Consider the following 13613-nt stretch of genomic DNA (forward strand, 5'->3'; position numbering starts at 1 on the left):
ATAAAATTAAATAGAAAGGGACAGAAATGAAAACTATAATGCAAAATTTAGAAGAAATTAAAAAAAATCTTAAAAATTCAGAATTAATAACAAAAATTAATGTAGTTGAAGATGCTTTTAGAAAACTTAGAACCAAATCGGGGCTTAAAGGTTTAGTTAAAAAGAAAAAGTTAAGAAAAGTTATCAGAACTGTTGAATATGAAGAAGAGTTAATTAAACTTCAAATAGAACTTATTAAACTTCAAAACTGGGTATTTGAAAATAAAAAAAGGGTAATGATTATTTTTGAGGGAAGGGATGCTGCCGGTAAAGGCGGTGCTATTAAAAGATTTGCGGAACACTTAAACCCAAGAAAATACAGGGTTGTAGCATTACCAAAACCTACAGAAGTAGAAACAGGGCAGTTTTATTTTCAAAGATATTTTAAACATCTGCCAGATCCAGGTGAAATAGTGTTCTTTGATAGAAGCTGGTATAACAGGGCAATAGTTGAGCCTGTATTTGGATTTTGTACGCCTGAGCAGTATGAAAAATTTATGAGGGAAGTTCCTGAAATGGAAAATGCTTTAATAGATGACGGGATAATTTTAATTAAATTTTGGTTTTCTATTTCAAAAGAAACTCAAAAAAGAAGATTTGAAGAGAGAATGAAAAATCCCCTAAAACAGTGGAAATTGTCTCCTGTTGATAAAAAAGCCCAGGAATACTGGGATAAGATTACACACTATAAAGAAGAGATGTTTTCAAAAACGCATACAAGTTTTTCACCATGGATTATTGTCAATTCCAATGATAAAAAAACTGCAAGACTTGAAAGCATTAGATACGTACTCTCACAAATACCTTATGAGGGGAAAGAAAAAGCAAAAGTGTCTTTACATCCAGACCCAGATATAGTGCAAAGATATCATAGAAAAAATATTCAGTTGGATTAATTATCTGTTTTTAAGAGCTTCTAAATAATCTCTGTATTTTTTTTCTATCTCTTCATCTTTTTCTATTATATTTTTATTTTCATGAATGACAGCATCTTCCAGCACTTTTATCCTATCCATTAAATATTCAAAAAGTTCTTTTTCAATATCCGGAAGTTTGTTATGGGCCAGCGGTGTGTAATCTTTTCTTTTTATAACTTTTCCAGGAATCCCTACTACTGTAGAGTATGGAGGCACATCTTTTACCACAACAGAATTTGCTCCTATTTTGCTGCCTTTTCCAATTGTAATGTTTCCAAGTATTTTTGCTCCGGCTCCGATTGTTACATCATCTTCAATTGTCGGATGTCTTTTTCCTGGATTCAGACTCACCCCTCCGAGTGTGACTCCCTGATAAATAGTTACGTTGTTTCCAATTATGGAAGTTTCACCTATTACTACTCCGATACCATGGTCTATAAACACATTTTCTCCTATTGTTGCACCCGGGTGTATATCCATATTTGTAATAAATTGATTTATAGCCATAATAAATCTGGCAAGTCTTTTAAAGCCTTTTTTGTATATAACATTTGCAATCCTGTACCATACTAATGCCCACACACCGGGATAGGCATATAAAAGTTCTATATTATTTTTAAAAGCCGGGTCTCGTGTTTTTACCGCTAAAAAATCTTTTTTGATTTTATTTAATATATTCACTTATGGCCTTTTTAATTCTGAAATATATTTCATCGATAGGTTTTGATGCATCAATTAAAATATATGGGATTTCAAGTCTGTTGCATGTTGTAATTATATTATCCTGAATATTAAGCAAATAACGGAGTCCCCTTTTTTCAATATTGTCATGATTTTTCCCGGACATTCTATATTCCAAAGTATTTTTATTCAGTTTTAAAATAATTACAAAATTTGGAAAAATAGAGTCTGTTGCAAATTTATTAAGATTCACAAGTAAATCAAAATCGAAATATTCCATGGCATATGCAATTCCGCTTATTACGCTTCTGTCACTTATGATATTTTTATCTAAATTAGGTTTTACAACTTTTTCTATTGTTTCACTTCTGTCGGCTAAAAATAAAAAAAGTTCTGTTTTTTTTGAAATTTCATCATTAAAAATAATTTCTCTTATTTTTTTCCCAAATTCTGTAAAACCGGGTTCTTTTATAAACAGTACATTTTTAAATTCTTTTTGTAAAAGTTCAATCTGTGTGCTTTTTCCTGCGGTATCTATTCCCTCAATTGCTATATACATTGAATATCCTTAATTATTTCTTTTGGTACTAAATGACTCACATCTCCCCTGTATTTCAAAATGCTTCTTACAACACTTGAAGAAATAAAGGCATTTTCCAAATTTGGCATTAAATATATTGTATCGATTTCTTTATCAAGCGATTTATTCGCATATCCCATTTGAAGCTCGTATTCAAAATCACTTACCGCCCTTAAACCTCTTATAATTATTTTTGCTTTTTCTTTTTTGGCAAAATCAACAAGTAAGCTTGAAAAACTTTTTACTTCAACTTTATCAAATTTTTGCGTTGCTTTTTTCATAAATTCAACTCTTTTTTCAAGACTAAACATAGTGTTTTTGTCTTTATTGTCAGCAACTGCTACTATAATTTTATCAAACATTTTGCAGGCTCTGTTTATTATATCTATGTGACCGTTTGTAACAGGGTCAAACGTGCCCGGATATATTGCTTTGGTATACATATGTCAGCCTTTCCATCTTTTAAATAAATTGTGTTCGATTCCCGCTAAATCAAACCATTTTCCAATTAAGAAATTTTCCATATCTTCTATTGTTTTTGGGTTTGAATAATATGCGATTATAGGTGGGGCAATAAAAATATTTTGCAATTTTGATAAATTTGTCATGTGTTCAAGGTGAATTGGGCTAAACGGCATTTCGCGTGGGGCAATTATCAGTTTTCTTTTTTCTTTAATGGCGACCTGAGCACTTCTTGTGATTAAATTATCAGCAATTCCTAGTGCGATTTTGGCAAGGGTATTCATACTGCACGGAACTATAAACGTGATATCTATTTGAAAACTTCCGCTTGCTGGCGGTGCTGAAATATCAGAATTTAAAAATATATTTTCTTCTTTTTCTAAAACTATTTTTGCGTTTTCGCTTAAGATTAGATATTTTTCATAATTTTTGGGTATTAAATTGTATAGCTTTATTCCAAGATTACTTCCGCTTGCACCGCTTACACAGACTAATATTTTCATTTAATCTCCACAATATTGTTTTTATCTACTACACCTTCATAAATTTTGTGATTTATTTCAACTTTTATTTTATCATTTATGTTTGCATCATTTAAGGCTTTTCCTTTTGAATATATCTCTATGCCGTTGCCTTTAAATACAACATTTATACTGTCCCCTTTTAGTATATCGGGTTTTATTTTTGTATTGTTTTTGGTTATTACAGCATTTTTTGAAATAACTTTTGAAGCTATTAGATTTTTATCTATTTTAATAAGGGGCGGGGAGTAGAAATTTCTGAAATTTATCTCTTTTTGTGAAACATTTGAAAAAACAGGTTCATTTTTTTTAATTACCCTGTTTGCCGTGTATACTTTTAATTTGGCTTTTATTCTGTAAAAATAATATTTATTATCAATTATTAAATTCCCGCTTTGAGATTTGTAATTTGCAAATTTAAAAGAAATTTTTTTATATTTTTTAGGAAAAGGCTTTTGAGTATAAATAGAGATTATTTTTATATTTGGATAATGTTTTTTATAAAATTTGATTAATTCGTTTTTTGCATCTGCAAACAGAAAAAAAGGAAGAAATAATAAAAGCCATTTTCCATTTTTCATTTTTAATTATCCATTAAATCAAGGCTTCTTTTAACACATCATCAATTGTTTTGACAGGTACTATTTCAAGTCCGTTTAACACTTCTTCCGGAATATCGTCCAAGTCTCTTTCATAATTTTTTTCAGGTATTAAAACTTTTTTGATTTTAGCTTTATATGCCGCTATTAATTTTTCTTTAAGTCCGCCGATTGGCAAAACTTCGCCGCTTAGAGTTATTTCTCCCGTCATTGCTATATCGCTTTTTACTTTTCTTTCACTAAACAGGCTTGCAATTGCTGTAGTCATTGTAATTCCTGCACTTGGTCCGTCTTTTGGAATTGCACCTTCCGGGACATGGATGTGTATGTTGTATTTATAATAGATTGGTTCTTTACTTTTTTCTTTAACTTTGATTTTTTTAGTATCAATTAAAACTTTTACAAGCGTATATGCAATCTGGGCTGATTCTTTCATTACATCACCTAATTGACCTGTTATAATTACCTGGCCTTTTCCACGGTATTTAACAGCTTCAACCCTTAAGACATCTCCTCCGACCGGGGTCCATGCAAGTCCGTTGACAACACCCACTCTGTCTTTTTTACTGACTTCTTCTATGCCGTAATATCCTTTATCGAGGAAATCTTTAATATTTTTAACTGTAACTCTTACTTTTTCCCTGCCTTCAAGAATAAGCAGTGCCGCTTTTCTCATAATTTTTGCAATTACACGTCTGAGATTCCTAACCCCCGCTTCTTTTGTGTATTTGTCAATTATTTCTCTAAGCGCTGCATCGGAAATAGATATTTCACTTTTTTTAAGAGAATGTTTTTTCATCTCCTGCGGAATTAAATATCTTTTTGCAATTTCAAATTTTTCCTGAGGAGTATAGCTTCCTACGAAAATCATTTCCATTCTATCTTTCAAAGGAGCAGGAATAGTGCTCGGATCGTTTGCTGTGGCAATGAATAAAACTTTGCTTAAATCTAGCTCAAAATTTAAATATAGATCCCTGAAATGAGCATTTTGTTCCGGGTCTAAAACTTCCAGTAATACTGCCGTAGGATCACCTTTGAATCTGGAAATTTTATCAATTTCATCGAGTACCATTACAGGGTTCATCTGTTTCGCATTAATAAGGCCCTGGGCGATGCGGCCTGGCATTGCACCAATATATGTTCTTCTGTGACCTCTTAGTTCGTTTACATCTTCAAGTCCGCCAAGAGCTATTCTGACTAGTTTTCTATCAAGTGAGGTTGCAATAGAGTTTGCCAAACTTGTTTTACCGACACCCGGAGGCCCTACAAAACATATTATAGCTCCAGAAAATTCCTCGCCTCTTTTTTTAGCAAGTTCCTTTGCCGCAAAATATTCTACAATTCTCTCTTTTGGTTTTTTAAGGCCGTAATGGTCTTTATCGAGTCTTTTTTGGAGTTCATCTATTGAAAATTCTTCTTTTGCATATTTTCCAAAAGGAATTTCAAGAGCCCATTCTATGTAATTTTGGGTAGTGGTGGCTTCCGCACTGTCTGGGTGCATACGTGAGAGTCTGTCAATTTGTTTTTTTATTTCTTTGTATGCATCTTCTCTCATAAAAGATTTTAGTTTTTCAAGTTTTTCATAATATTCTTTAATTTCTTCTTCTATTTCGTTTTTAATTCCAAGTTCTTTTTGTATCAGTTTTAGCTGTTGTCTGAGTAGGTGTTCCCGGTTAACCTCCTGGACCTGTTCCATTACTTTTTTTGAAAGTTCGTTTTTGATTTTAATTGATTCAATTTCTTCCAATATAAAATGAATCAGTTTTATAAGTCTTTCTTTTGTATTTTCTTCTTTGAATAACTCATATCCTTTTTCAACAGGCAACTTAAGTGAGCTTGCAATTATGTCTATAACTCTGTTTGCATCTTTGTTGTTTTCTATTATTTTTATAAAATCTTTTGGAAAAAACGGATTTATTTCACTTAAAGTTATTATGTGTTCTTTTAAAGTTTCAAGCAGGGCATTTATTTCTTTTTCATCTTCAGTTGTAGGTTTTATTTTATCAACCAATGCAATAGTCGGATTTTTGTCATGGATTTCAAGAATTTTACCTCTTGTAATACCCTGAAACAAAATTTTAATTTTACCTTCAGGCAGGGTTACTTTTCTAATAATTGTCCCTATTGTTCCGTATGTTCCGACTTCATCGTCAATTGAAACGAAAATTAAAGAATGGTCGTTTATTGCTTTTTGAATAGCAATAATATCTTCTTTTTGTTCAAGAAAAATAGGTATTATCATAAAAGGATATATTAATTCTTTTTCTTTAAGTACTGGTAATAAACTAGGTAATTTTTCATAATTTTCTAATGTCATATTTCTCCTTACCAATAAAATATTTTTTTATACCATGGAACATAAGGCGGTTCAGAATTTTTTGGAATGTCTGTTTTGAATTCTTTTGCAGCTTTGGGTTTATCTAATTTTTTATAAAGCTTATATATTTTATCATTTAAATATTTTTTTGTCAATTCAGCTTTTGCTAATATGGTGTTTACTTCATATTTAAACTGTGAATTTGGATAATATTTTAAATATTTTTTACAATTATCAATTAAATCCAACAAATCTTTTTGATTAGTATAAGGATTGTTGTATTTTATAAAATCAAATTTAATTTTTTCATATTCGAGCCACGGGATTTCTTTGCTGGAAGCAAATCTTTTTTCATACTGGTTTAAGTAAAATTTTGCTACTTTAAATTCTCCAATATTAGCGTGAGCTAAGGCTAAAATAATTAAATCTGTTTTTATGTACGGTGATGCAGGATGTTCAGCCTCAAGTGAAAGAAAATCATCATCTGCCTGGTCTAAGTTATTGGATTTTACATCTTTTGCTATTCTGTTATGCCATTTAAGTGCAGTTAAATTTTCATAATGGACAACATTTTTGTTAGAACATGCTAAAAATAAAAAGGGAAGTAAAAGTAGTGTTTTTTTAAGCATTTAATTTCCTTAGTTCTTCTTCGATTTTTTTATATTTTTCATTTAATTCATCTAATTCTTTTTGATTTTTCTCTACTACTTCTTTTGGAGCTTTTTCCAAAAAGTTTTTATTTGAAAGTTTTTTATTTAGTTTCTCTATTTCTTTATTTAATTTTTCTTTTTGTTTTGTGAGTCTATCAACAATAGGTTTAATATCAATTTCTTCTTTGCTTACCATTGTTTCAAGATTGTCACTTATATCCCTGATTGCATTTTCAATAGGTTTATCTATGAATTCAACTTCTTCTATTTTTGCAAGTTTTTTAATATAGTCTTTTGCCATTTCAGGCAGATTAGCCAATACATATGCTTTTTTGATATTTGTCTGGGTCAGAGCTTTTATTCTTCTGATACTTACAATAGCTTCAATAATTAAATCAAAGTTTGCCGGTTTTTCTACAACTTTTGCTTTTGGAAATTCTTTTAGCATAATTGTATTTTCTTTTACCGTTGTATTGCTGAGTTCTTGATATAAAAATTCAGTAATAAACGGCATAAACGGATGTAATAATTTTAGGGATTCTTTGAAAATTGCGCCGAGTTCTGGAATTGAATCTTTTGAAACTTTACTAAGTTCTATTCCCCAGTCGCAGAAATCCTGCCATAAATATCTGTAAAGTGTCATTGCCGCATCGTTAAATCTGTATTCGTCAAGCTCTTTTCTTACATTTTTTACTGCTTCATTGAATTTATAAAGCATCCATTTTCCAAGTTCAGTTTTAATAGGAGTGTTTTCTAAATCTTCAAAAGTTTCTTGATGCATAGTTAAAAATCTAGCCGCATTGTAAAGTTTGTTTGTAAAGTTTCTAGATTCAATCATTTTTGCTTCTGAGAGTCTAATGTCTCTTCCCTGAACTGCTAAGATTGCGAGTGTAAACCTCATAACATCAGCTGAATATTTATCTATCATTTCAAGAGGGTCAATTACATTACCTTTTGATTTACTCATTTTTTGACCGTTTTCATCTCTGACTAACGCGTGAAGATATACATCCCTGAATGGTACCTCTTTTAGGAAATGAACACCCATCATCATCATTCTTGCAACCCAGAAGAATAAAATGTCAAATCCTGTAATTAAAAGATTATTCGGATAAAATCTCTTTAAATCTTCAGGCTGCCATTTAATTCCTTTTCCCCATTCTCCATTTTCCCATCCGAGTGTGGAAAACGGCCAAAGGGCGGAGCTGAACCATGTATCAAGCACATCTGGGTCTTGATGGAAATTTTTTGAGTGGCATTTTGGACATTCACTAGGTTCTTCAACGCTTGCCCATTCATTTCCGCAATCGTTGCAGTAATAAACCGGAATTTGGTGTCCCCACCAGAGCTGTCTTGAAATACACCAGTCTCTTAGATCTCTCATCCAGGCGTCATAATTGTTTTTCCATTGAGGCGGGTGAAATTTGACTTCACCTCTGTTTGCAGCTTCAATTGCAGGAATGGCAACTTCTTTTTTCAAAAACCATTGGGTTGAAACATACGGTTCAATTATACTTTTGCATCTGTAGCAGTGTCCTACCTGGTGAATATGTTTTTCTTTTTTTTCAACAAAGCCAGCACTCTCAAGTTTTTCAACTATTTTTTTTCTTGCTTCAAGTCTATCAAGCCCTGCAAATTCTCCGGCATTTTCGTTCAAAATACCTTTTTCATCAAATACTTTAATTAAATCCAGATTGTGTCTAAGTCCAACTTCATAATCGTTTGGGTCATGGGCCGGTGTTACCTTAACGGCACCTGTACCAAACTCTTTGTCTACGTATTCATCTGCAATAATTGGAATTTCCCTATTAATTAAAGGAAGTCTCACTTTTTTCCCTATCAAATGTTTATATCTTTCATCTTCAGGATTTACCATAACGGCGGTATCTCCAAAATATGTCTCAGGTCTTGTAGTAGCTACCACAATATATTCGTCACTGTCGACAATCGGATATTTTATATAAACAAGTTCACCCTCATGAGTTTCATATTCTACTTCAATATCACTAAGTGCCCCGTCTTTTGGACACCAGTTAACCATATAATTGCCTTTTACAATTAATCCCTCGTCATAAAGTTTTTTAAATGCAACCCTCACAGCTCTTTGAAGCCCTTCATCCATGGTAAATCTCTCGCGAGACCATGCAGGAGAAGCACCTAAGCGTCTTAGCTGGGTTGTAATAGTCCCTCCGCTGAATTTTTTCCATTCCCAGACTCTTTTTAAAAATTCTTCGCGTCCAATTTCCTCTTTTGTTTTACCTTCTGCTAAAATCTGTTTTTCCACAACATTCTGTGTTGCAATTCCAGCATGATCGGTTCCCGGCTGCCAAAGAGTGGCATATCCGTCCATTCTTTTGTATCTGACGATTATATCCTGAAGTGTAAAAGTTAAAGCGTGTCCTATATGAAGACTTCCTGTTACATTAGGGGGTGGCATCATAATACAGAAATTTTTGGGTTTGGAATAATCAACCTCAAAAAATCTGTTTTCTTCCCAAATTTTATAAGTTTCTTTTTCAAATTCACGAGGATTGTATTCTCTCACTTTAATCCTTTTTTACGGAATTATAACACATATTTTAAGTGAAAAATTAAAAGGTACTGACTAAATAACGGAAAAGTAAAAATATTACACGCTTTTAAATTTAACAAAAATTTTGCGTTTAAAAAATTGCACAAAGCCCTTAGGGCGCTTGTGTTTGCAATTTTTAGCAAAATTTGAGTGTTGCATAGCAAAATGAAGCTCGAAGCTGTAATATTTTTATCTTTGTTTTTAAAATTATATACATTTAGTCAGTGCCAATTAAAAGTAAAAAGTTAAAAATTAAAAATGAATGTATCGTATATTTAATTTTTTATTTTACATTTTAAATTTTTCATTTTTCATTTGATTTAGGTATAATTATTGCTATAAAGTTTAAAAAGGATATAGATGAAGTATAAAGTTGTTTTGCCCATTTTAGGATTTGAGAATATTGAAGAATTTGATTTGGAAGAAATTGAGCCGAATTTTTATAAATTGAAAAGCGGTGATGTTTCTTTTACATTAATAAATCCTGCAATTGTGAGGAACGATTATGTGTTTGAAATTGACGAAGAATCCCAGAAAAAACTTAAATTAAATGAAAAAAGCAATTATTTTGTTTTAAACATAATGATTATCAATAAACCTTTTATTGAATCTACTGTAAATTTTGCGGCGCCTCTTATATTTAATAATGATAAAAAAATAATGGGGCAGGTTGTATTAGATAAATACCCTTATTCTTTAACCGATCCTCTAAGTAATTATGTAAAGGGAAAATAGATGCTTTATATTGTAGGTTATGGGGAAATGGCAAAAGCTATTCTTAGAGGACTTAAAAATGGAAAATGGGATATGGAAAATGTCGGGGTTGTTGGAAGAAATGAAGAAAAATTAAAAAATATTGAAAAAGAATTTAATGTAAAAACATTTTTACTTGACGGTTTTGATATAACTGATAAAGAAATAATTTTAGCTGTAAAGCCTTATGCGCTTACCGAAATTTCCATGAGAATAAAAGGGGTGGCAAATACCCTTTATTCCATTTTGGCTGGAAAAAGTCTGACTGAAATTGAAAAATACATCAAAGCCAAATTTTATATAAGGGCAATGCCGAATATTGCCGCTGCTTTTTCTGCCTCTACCACAGCCGTTACAGGAGATGTTGAAGTTAAAAAAAGAGCTGAGGAGATATTTTCATACATCGGAGATGTTGTATGGGTTGAAAATGACGATGAAATAGATATGGCAACTGCAATTATTGGAAGTGGTCCGGCATTTTTGGCTATAATTGCAGAAGCTGTAAGTGACGGAGGTGTATATATTGGTTTAAAAAGAGAAATTGCAAATAAATTAACAAAAGGACTTTTTAAAAGTTTTAGTAAAATAGATATGAATTTTAGTGAAATTAAGGATAAAGTAATGTCTCCAAAAGGCACTACAGCCGAAGGTATACTGGAGATGGAAGACAATAAAGCAAGAGGAACTATATTAAAGGTAATAAAGAAAACATATGAAAAATCTAAAAAACTCTAAAGCATTTTCTTTATTTGAAATTGTTATTTCTATTGTAGTTTTGGGAATAATTGCAGCTACTTTTCCCATGATTCTCCAAAATGTAACACAAACTGCAAAAAATGTCACAAAAGAAGAAATTATTTTAAATGAAACAAGTTTAATATCTATGATTTTGCAATATTATTTTGATGAAAAAAATACTGAGGGAGATAACTTTTATAAAGATTTAAATGCAAGTAACGGTGACAGTGAACTTTTAATAAATTATTATACTCCGTATTCCAAATATGCAAGAATAGGTAAAAAAGAATTTAACAATAACGAATTAAGAAGTGGGAGTGGTGACGATGTTTCAAATATCGGACTTGATGCAGGCGAAAACAATATAAATACTTATGATGATATAGATGATTTTGATGGATATTCTCAGGTGATAAACGGGGTTAATTTAACTGTCAGTGTTTATTATATAAAGGATGATACAAATTATTCTGCTGAAGACATTAATTTCAGTTATAACTATGATTATAATACAACTATTAATCATACAAATATAAAACTTATAAAAATTTCAAGTAAATCAAAAGACGGCAATGTAACACTTTATTATCCTACTTGTAATATTGGAGCCAGTAAATTTTTATCATTAGAGGATTTAAGCAGATGAAAAAATCTTTTACCTTACTCGAACTGATTATTGTAATAGTTATTTTAGGAATACTGGGAACTATCAGTATAGAAATACTGCAAAAACTTGCAAATAATTATGTAATGCAAAAAGAGATGAATAAACTGGCTTTTAAGACAGATTTGGTTTTAAATACTATTGCTGCAAAACTGAAGACAAGAATTAAAAACAGTGTTATTGCTTCACATTGCGATAATAACGGAAATTCAAACGGTGATTTTATTTCAGTTTCTAGAATAACGCCATTAAACAGTAATTATTATAATGTTTTGGAATGGATTAATTATTCTATTTATTCAAAAAGAGGCATGTGGAATACAAACTTGAAAAGAGTTCAACCCGGCTGGAGCGGATTTGTAGATTTGAAAAAAACAGTTATTTACGGAAATGACAAATATGAAATTGAAACACCTGATAGTAATTTTTCCATTGTTCAGGCTATTGACGGAAACTGGGCTGACGCATGGGGAATTAATGGCAGTAATGATGTATTTAACAATAAATTAGATGTTTTAATTTTCAGTGGGGCTGATGGAAGAGGGGATTTTAGTGATATAAATGATTCTTACGGCTGGTATGAGCATAATGCGACAAGGGTTTTTTCAATTCAAAAAAATAATGATATAAATTTGACGGTAGATGCAATAGACAAATCAGATTCCACTACTATATATGAGGGGTATTATATTGCAAATACAGCTATGGCATTAGTTCCTGTAAAAAGCGGGGATGACTACAATTTAACATTGAGATTTAATTATTATCCTTGGAAAGGTAAACATCACTATGACGGATTAGATGGTAATTATTCAGAAGGAAACAGTTCGGTTATCGCCACTCATGTTACTAAGTTTAAATTTAAAGAGGAAAACGGACTTCTTAGGATTTATTTATGCTTAACTTCTGAAAATAAAAAATTAAAGGAATATAATTTGACTTTATGTAAAGAAAAGGTGGTATTTTGAGAAAATCTTTTTCACTTCTTATTACATTGCTTTTTGTTATATTTGTTGCTGTAATAGGTGTTATGAGTTTAGAATTTGCAAGTTCAACAAACAGACACACAAGTAATGTTGCTTTAAATACAAGAGCGGAATTATTAAGCAGAGCCGCAACTGAATACGCTATACTTGCAATGCATGGGCATGATTATAAAAATAATTGTTTAAAACATACAAATATAACGGGGGATTCTTTTTTTGATATAAATATTACATATTATTATTTTTTTACAGACTGTAATACCTCTGAGTGTAACTGTTCAAAAATTGATACGGCCGATACAAACGGAAGTGCATTAATTTATGTAACTGTAACTTCAAAAAATCCGAAATTTCATATAAGAAAAGTAAGATTTACACTTCAAAATCCATAATTTTGTTATAATTCCTAATTAAATTTGAATAAAAGGAGTATTATGAACGTTACAGTTGTTGGTAGAAATATTGAACTTACAGAATCAATGAAAGATCATGTAAAAAAAGTTATAAATGAAGTTGAAAAATATAATTTAGGAATTTTACATTCTGTTGTTACAATAGAAAAAGATAAAAGAGATTTTTTTAATGTAGAAATTATAATGAATATTCCAAATAAAGGTACAGCAGTTGTTCACTATAGAGATAAAGATATGTATGCTGCACTTGACAAGGCAAAAGATAAATTGGAAAAACTTCTAAGAAGATATCATGATAAAATTAAAGATTATCATAAAAATGACAGAATTGAAGAATTAATCGTGGAAGAGGCTAATGACGAAATAGTTGAGATGCCGCTTGATGTTGAAAAACCTTTGACAATAGATGAAGCTGTTGAAGAATTTAAAAAATCAGGTCTTTATTTTATGGTCTTTAAAGACACAAACGGAGAAAAAAGAGTAATTTACAGAAGAAAAGACGGAAGGCTTGGATTATATTAATATCTTTGGTAAAATTCCAGCTTAAAAAAGGAGCATAAATGAAAAGAACATATCAACCAAGTAAAATTAAAAGAAAAAGAACTCACGGATTTAGGGCAAGACTTAAAACTAAAAACGGAAGAAAAGTATTGGCTAGAAGAAGAGCTAAAGGTAGAAAAAGATTAGCGGTTTAAGTTCTAAAGAAATAAATTATATTTTA

General features: G+C 30.9%; 16 protein-coding genes. 8 read left to right on the forward strand and 8 right to left on the reverse strand.

The window, feature by feature from the left end; all coding sequences use genetic code 11:
• Positions 1-26: 26 nt before the first annotated feature.
• Entirely contained in the window at positions 27-935 is a 909-nt protein-coding gene (gene ppk2, locus LNAT_RS07165; RefSeq protein WP_096259854.1) for a polyphosphate kinase 2, read from the forward strand.
• Here ppk2 and cysE read toward each other — a convergent pair whose 3' ends face one another.
• From cysE to LNAT_RS07205, 8 genes are read right to left on the reverse strand one after another with little or no spacing between them, the layout of a single operon-like run.
• Positions 936-1637: a serine O-acetyltransferase gene (gene cysE, locus LNAT_RS07170; protein WP_096259856.1), complete on the reverse strand. Its 702-nt coding sequence runs from the start codon at positions 1635-1637 to the stop codon at positions 936-938.
• Positions 1621-2196, reverse strand: a complete 576-nt coding sequence (gene tmk, locus LNAT_RS07175; RefSeq protein ID WP_096259858.1) for a dTMP kinase — start codon at positions 2194-2196, stop codon at positions 1621-1623. The genes cysE and tmk overlap by 17 nt, the downstream gene beginning before the upstream one ends.
• Positions 2187-2660, reverse strand: a complete 474-nt coding sequence (gene coaD, locus LNAT_RS07180; protein WP_096259860.1) for a pantetheine-phosphate adenylyltransferase — start codon at positions 2658-2660, stop codon at positions 2187-2189. The genes tmk and coaD overlap by 10 nt, the downstream gene beginning before the upstream one ends.
• A gap of 3 nt (positions 2661-2663) precedes the next feature.
• Positions 2664-3182 (reverse strand): UbiX family flavin prenyltransferase, encoded by a 519-nt coding sequence (locus tag LNAT_RS07185; RefSeq protein ID WP_096259862.1) that lies wholly within the window; start codon positions 3180-3182, stop codon positions 2664-2666.
• Positions 3179-3781, reverse strand: coding sequence for a flagellar basal body P-ring formation chaperone FlgA (gene flgA, locus LNAT_RS07190; protein ID WP_096259864.1), 603 nt, complete (start codon positions 3779-3781; stop codon positions 3179-3181). Before flgA ends, LNAT_RS07185 begins: the two co-directional genes overlap by 4 nt.
• Positions 3782-3794: 13 nt before the next feature.
• Positions 3795-6116 (reverse strand): endopeptidase La, encoded by a 2322-nt coding sequence (lon, locus tag LNAT_RS07195; RefSeq protein WP_096259866.1) that lies wholly within the window; start codon positions 6114-6116, stop codon positions 3795-3797.
• 8 nt (positions 6117-6124) lie between these two features.
• The gene (gene bamD, locus LNAT_RS07200) at positions 6125-6745 is read right to left on the reverse strand and encodes an outer membrane protein assembly factor BamD (RefSeq protein WP_096259868.1); all 621 of its coding nucleotides are present in this window, start codon (positions 6743-6745) and stop codon (positions 6125-6127) included.
• On the reverse strand, positions 6738-9311 hold the full coding sequence (locus LNAT_RS07205; RefSeq protein WP_096259870.1) for a valine--tRNA ligase: 2574 nt from the start codon (positions 9309-9311) through the stop codon (positions 6738-6740). The genes bamD and LNAT_RS07205 overlap by 8 nt, the downstream gene beginning before the upstream one ends.
• 387 nt (positions 9312-9698) lie before the next feature.
• On the opposite strand from LNAT_RS07205, the gene fliW reads away from it, so the two are divergent.
• The 7 genes from fliW to rpmH are packed head-to-tail and all read left to right on the forward strand — an operon-like array spanning position 9699 to position 13587.
• Entirely contained in the window at positions 9699-10073 is a 375-nt protein-coding gene (gene fliW, locus LNAT_RS07210; protein ID WP_096259872.1) for a flagellar assembly protein FliW, read from the forward strand.
• The gene (gene proC / locus LNAT_RS07215; protein WP_096259874.1) at positions 10074-10826 is read left to right on the forward strand and encodes a pyrroline-5-carboxylate reductase; all 753 of its coding nucleotides are present in this window, start codon (positions 10074-10076) and stop codon (positions 10824-10826) included. It begins immediately after the preceding gene.
• Positions 10804-11475 (forward strand): type II secretion system protein, encoded by a 672-nt coding sequence (locus tag LNAT_RS07220; RefSeq protein WP_096259876.1) that lies wholly within the window; start codon positions 10804-10806, stop codon positions 11473-11475. The genes proC and LNAT_RS07220 overlap by 23 nt, the downstream gene beginning before the upstream one ends.
• Positions 11472-12461 (forward strand): prepilin-type N-terminal cleavage/methylation domain-containing protein, encoded by a 990-nt coding sequence (locus tag LNAT_RS07225; protein ID WP_096259878.1) that lies wholly within the window; start codon positions 11472-11474, stop codon positions 12459-12461. Before LNAT_RS07220 ends, LNAT_RS07225 begins: the two co-directional genes overlap by 4 nt.
• Complete coding sequence (locus tag LNAT_RS07230) at positions 12458-12871, forward strand: hypothetical protein (protein ID WP_096259880.1); 414 nt, start codon at positions 12458-12460, stop codon at positions 12869-12871. Before LNAT_RS07225 ends, LNAT_RS07230 begins: the two co-directional genes overlap by 4 nt.
• A gap of 42 nt (positions 12872-12913) precedes the next feature.
• A complete protein-coding gene (hpf, locus tag LNAT_RS07235; protein ID WP_096259882.1) occupies positions 12914-13414 on the forward strand; it encodes a ribosome hibernation-promoting factor, HPF/YfiA family in 501 nt (166 codons plus the stop codon).
• Between the two features lie 38 nt (positions 13415-13452).
• Positions 13453-13587, forward strand: a complete 135-nt coding sequence (gene rpmH / locus LNAT_RS07240) for a 50S ribosomal protein L34 (protein ID WP_096259884.1) — start codon at positions 13453-13455, stop codon at positions 13585-13587.
• Positions 13588-13613: the final 26 nt, after the last annotated feature.

The sequence above is a fragment of the Lebetimonas natsushimae genome (assembly GCF_002335445.1).
Classification (GTDB): Bacteria; Campylobacterota; Campylobacteria; order Campylobacterales; family Nautiliaceae; genus Lebetimonas; species Lebetimonas natsushimae.

Excerpts from the sequence above, each read along its gene's own strand:
- ppk2 (WP_096259854.1), top strand. The coding sequence starts at position 27 with ATGAAAACTATAATGCAAAATTTAGAAGAAATTAAAAAAAATCTTAAA.
- tmk (WP_096259858.1), bottom strand. The coding sequence starts at position 2,196 with ATGTATATAGCAATTGAGGGAATAGATACCGCAGGAAAAAGCACACAG.
- coaD (WP_096259860.1), bottom strand. The coding sequence starts at position 2,660 with ATGTATACCAAAGCAATATATCCGGGCACGTTTGACCCTGTTACAAAC.
- LNAT_RS07185 (WP_096259862.1), bottom strand. The coding sequence starts at position 3,182 with ATGAAAATATTAGTCTGTGTAAGCGGTGCAAGCGGAAGTAATCTTGGA.
- flgA (WP_096259864.1), bottom strand. The coding sequence starts at position 3,781 with ATGAAAAATGGAAAATGGCTTTTATTATTTCTTCCTTTTTTTCTGTTT.
- lon (WP_096259866.1), bottom strand. The coding sequence starts at position 6,116 with ATGACATTAGAAAATTATGAAAAATTACCTAGTTTATTACCAGTACTT.
- bamD (WP_096259868.1), bottom strand. The coding sequence starts at position 6,745 with ATGCTTAAAAAAACACTACTTTTACTTCCCTTTTTATTTTTAGCATGT.
- fliW (WP_096259872.1), top strand. The coding sequence starts at position 9,699 with ATGAAGTATAAAGTTGTTTTGCCCATTTTAGGATTTGAGAATATTGAA.
- proC (WP_096259874.1), top strand. The coding sequence starts at position 10,074 with ATGCTTTATATTGTAGGTTATGGGGAAATGGCAAAAGCTATTCTTAGA.
- LNAT_RS07220 (WP_096259876.1), top strand. The coding sequence starts at position 10,804 with ATGAAAAATCTAAAAAACTCTAAAGCATTTTCTTTATTTGAAATTGTT.
- LNAT_RS07225 (WP_096259878.1), top strand. The coding sequence starts at position 11,472 with ATGAAAAAATCTTTTACCTTACTCGAACTGATTATTGTAATAGTTATT.
- hpf (WP_096259882.1), top strand. The coding sequence starts at position 12,914 with ATGAACGTTACAGTTGTTGGTAGAAATATTGAACTTACAGAATCAATG.
- rpmH (WP_096259884.1), top strand. The coding sequence starts at position 13,453 with ATGAAAAGAACATATCAACCAAGTAAAATTAAAAGAAAAAGAACTCAC.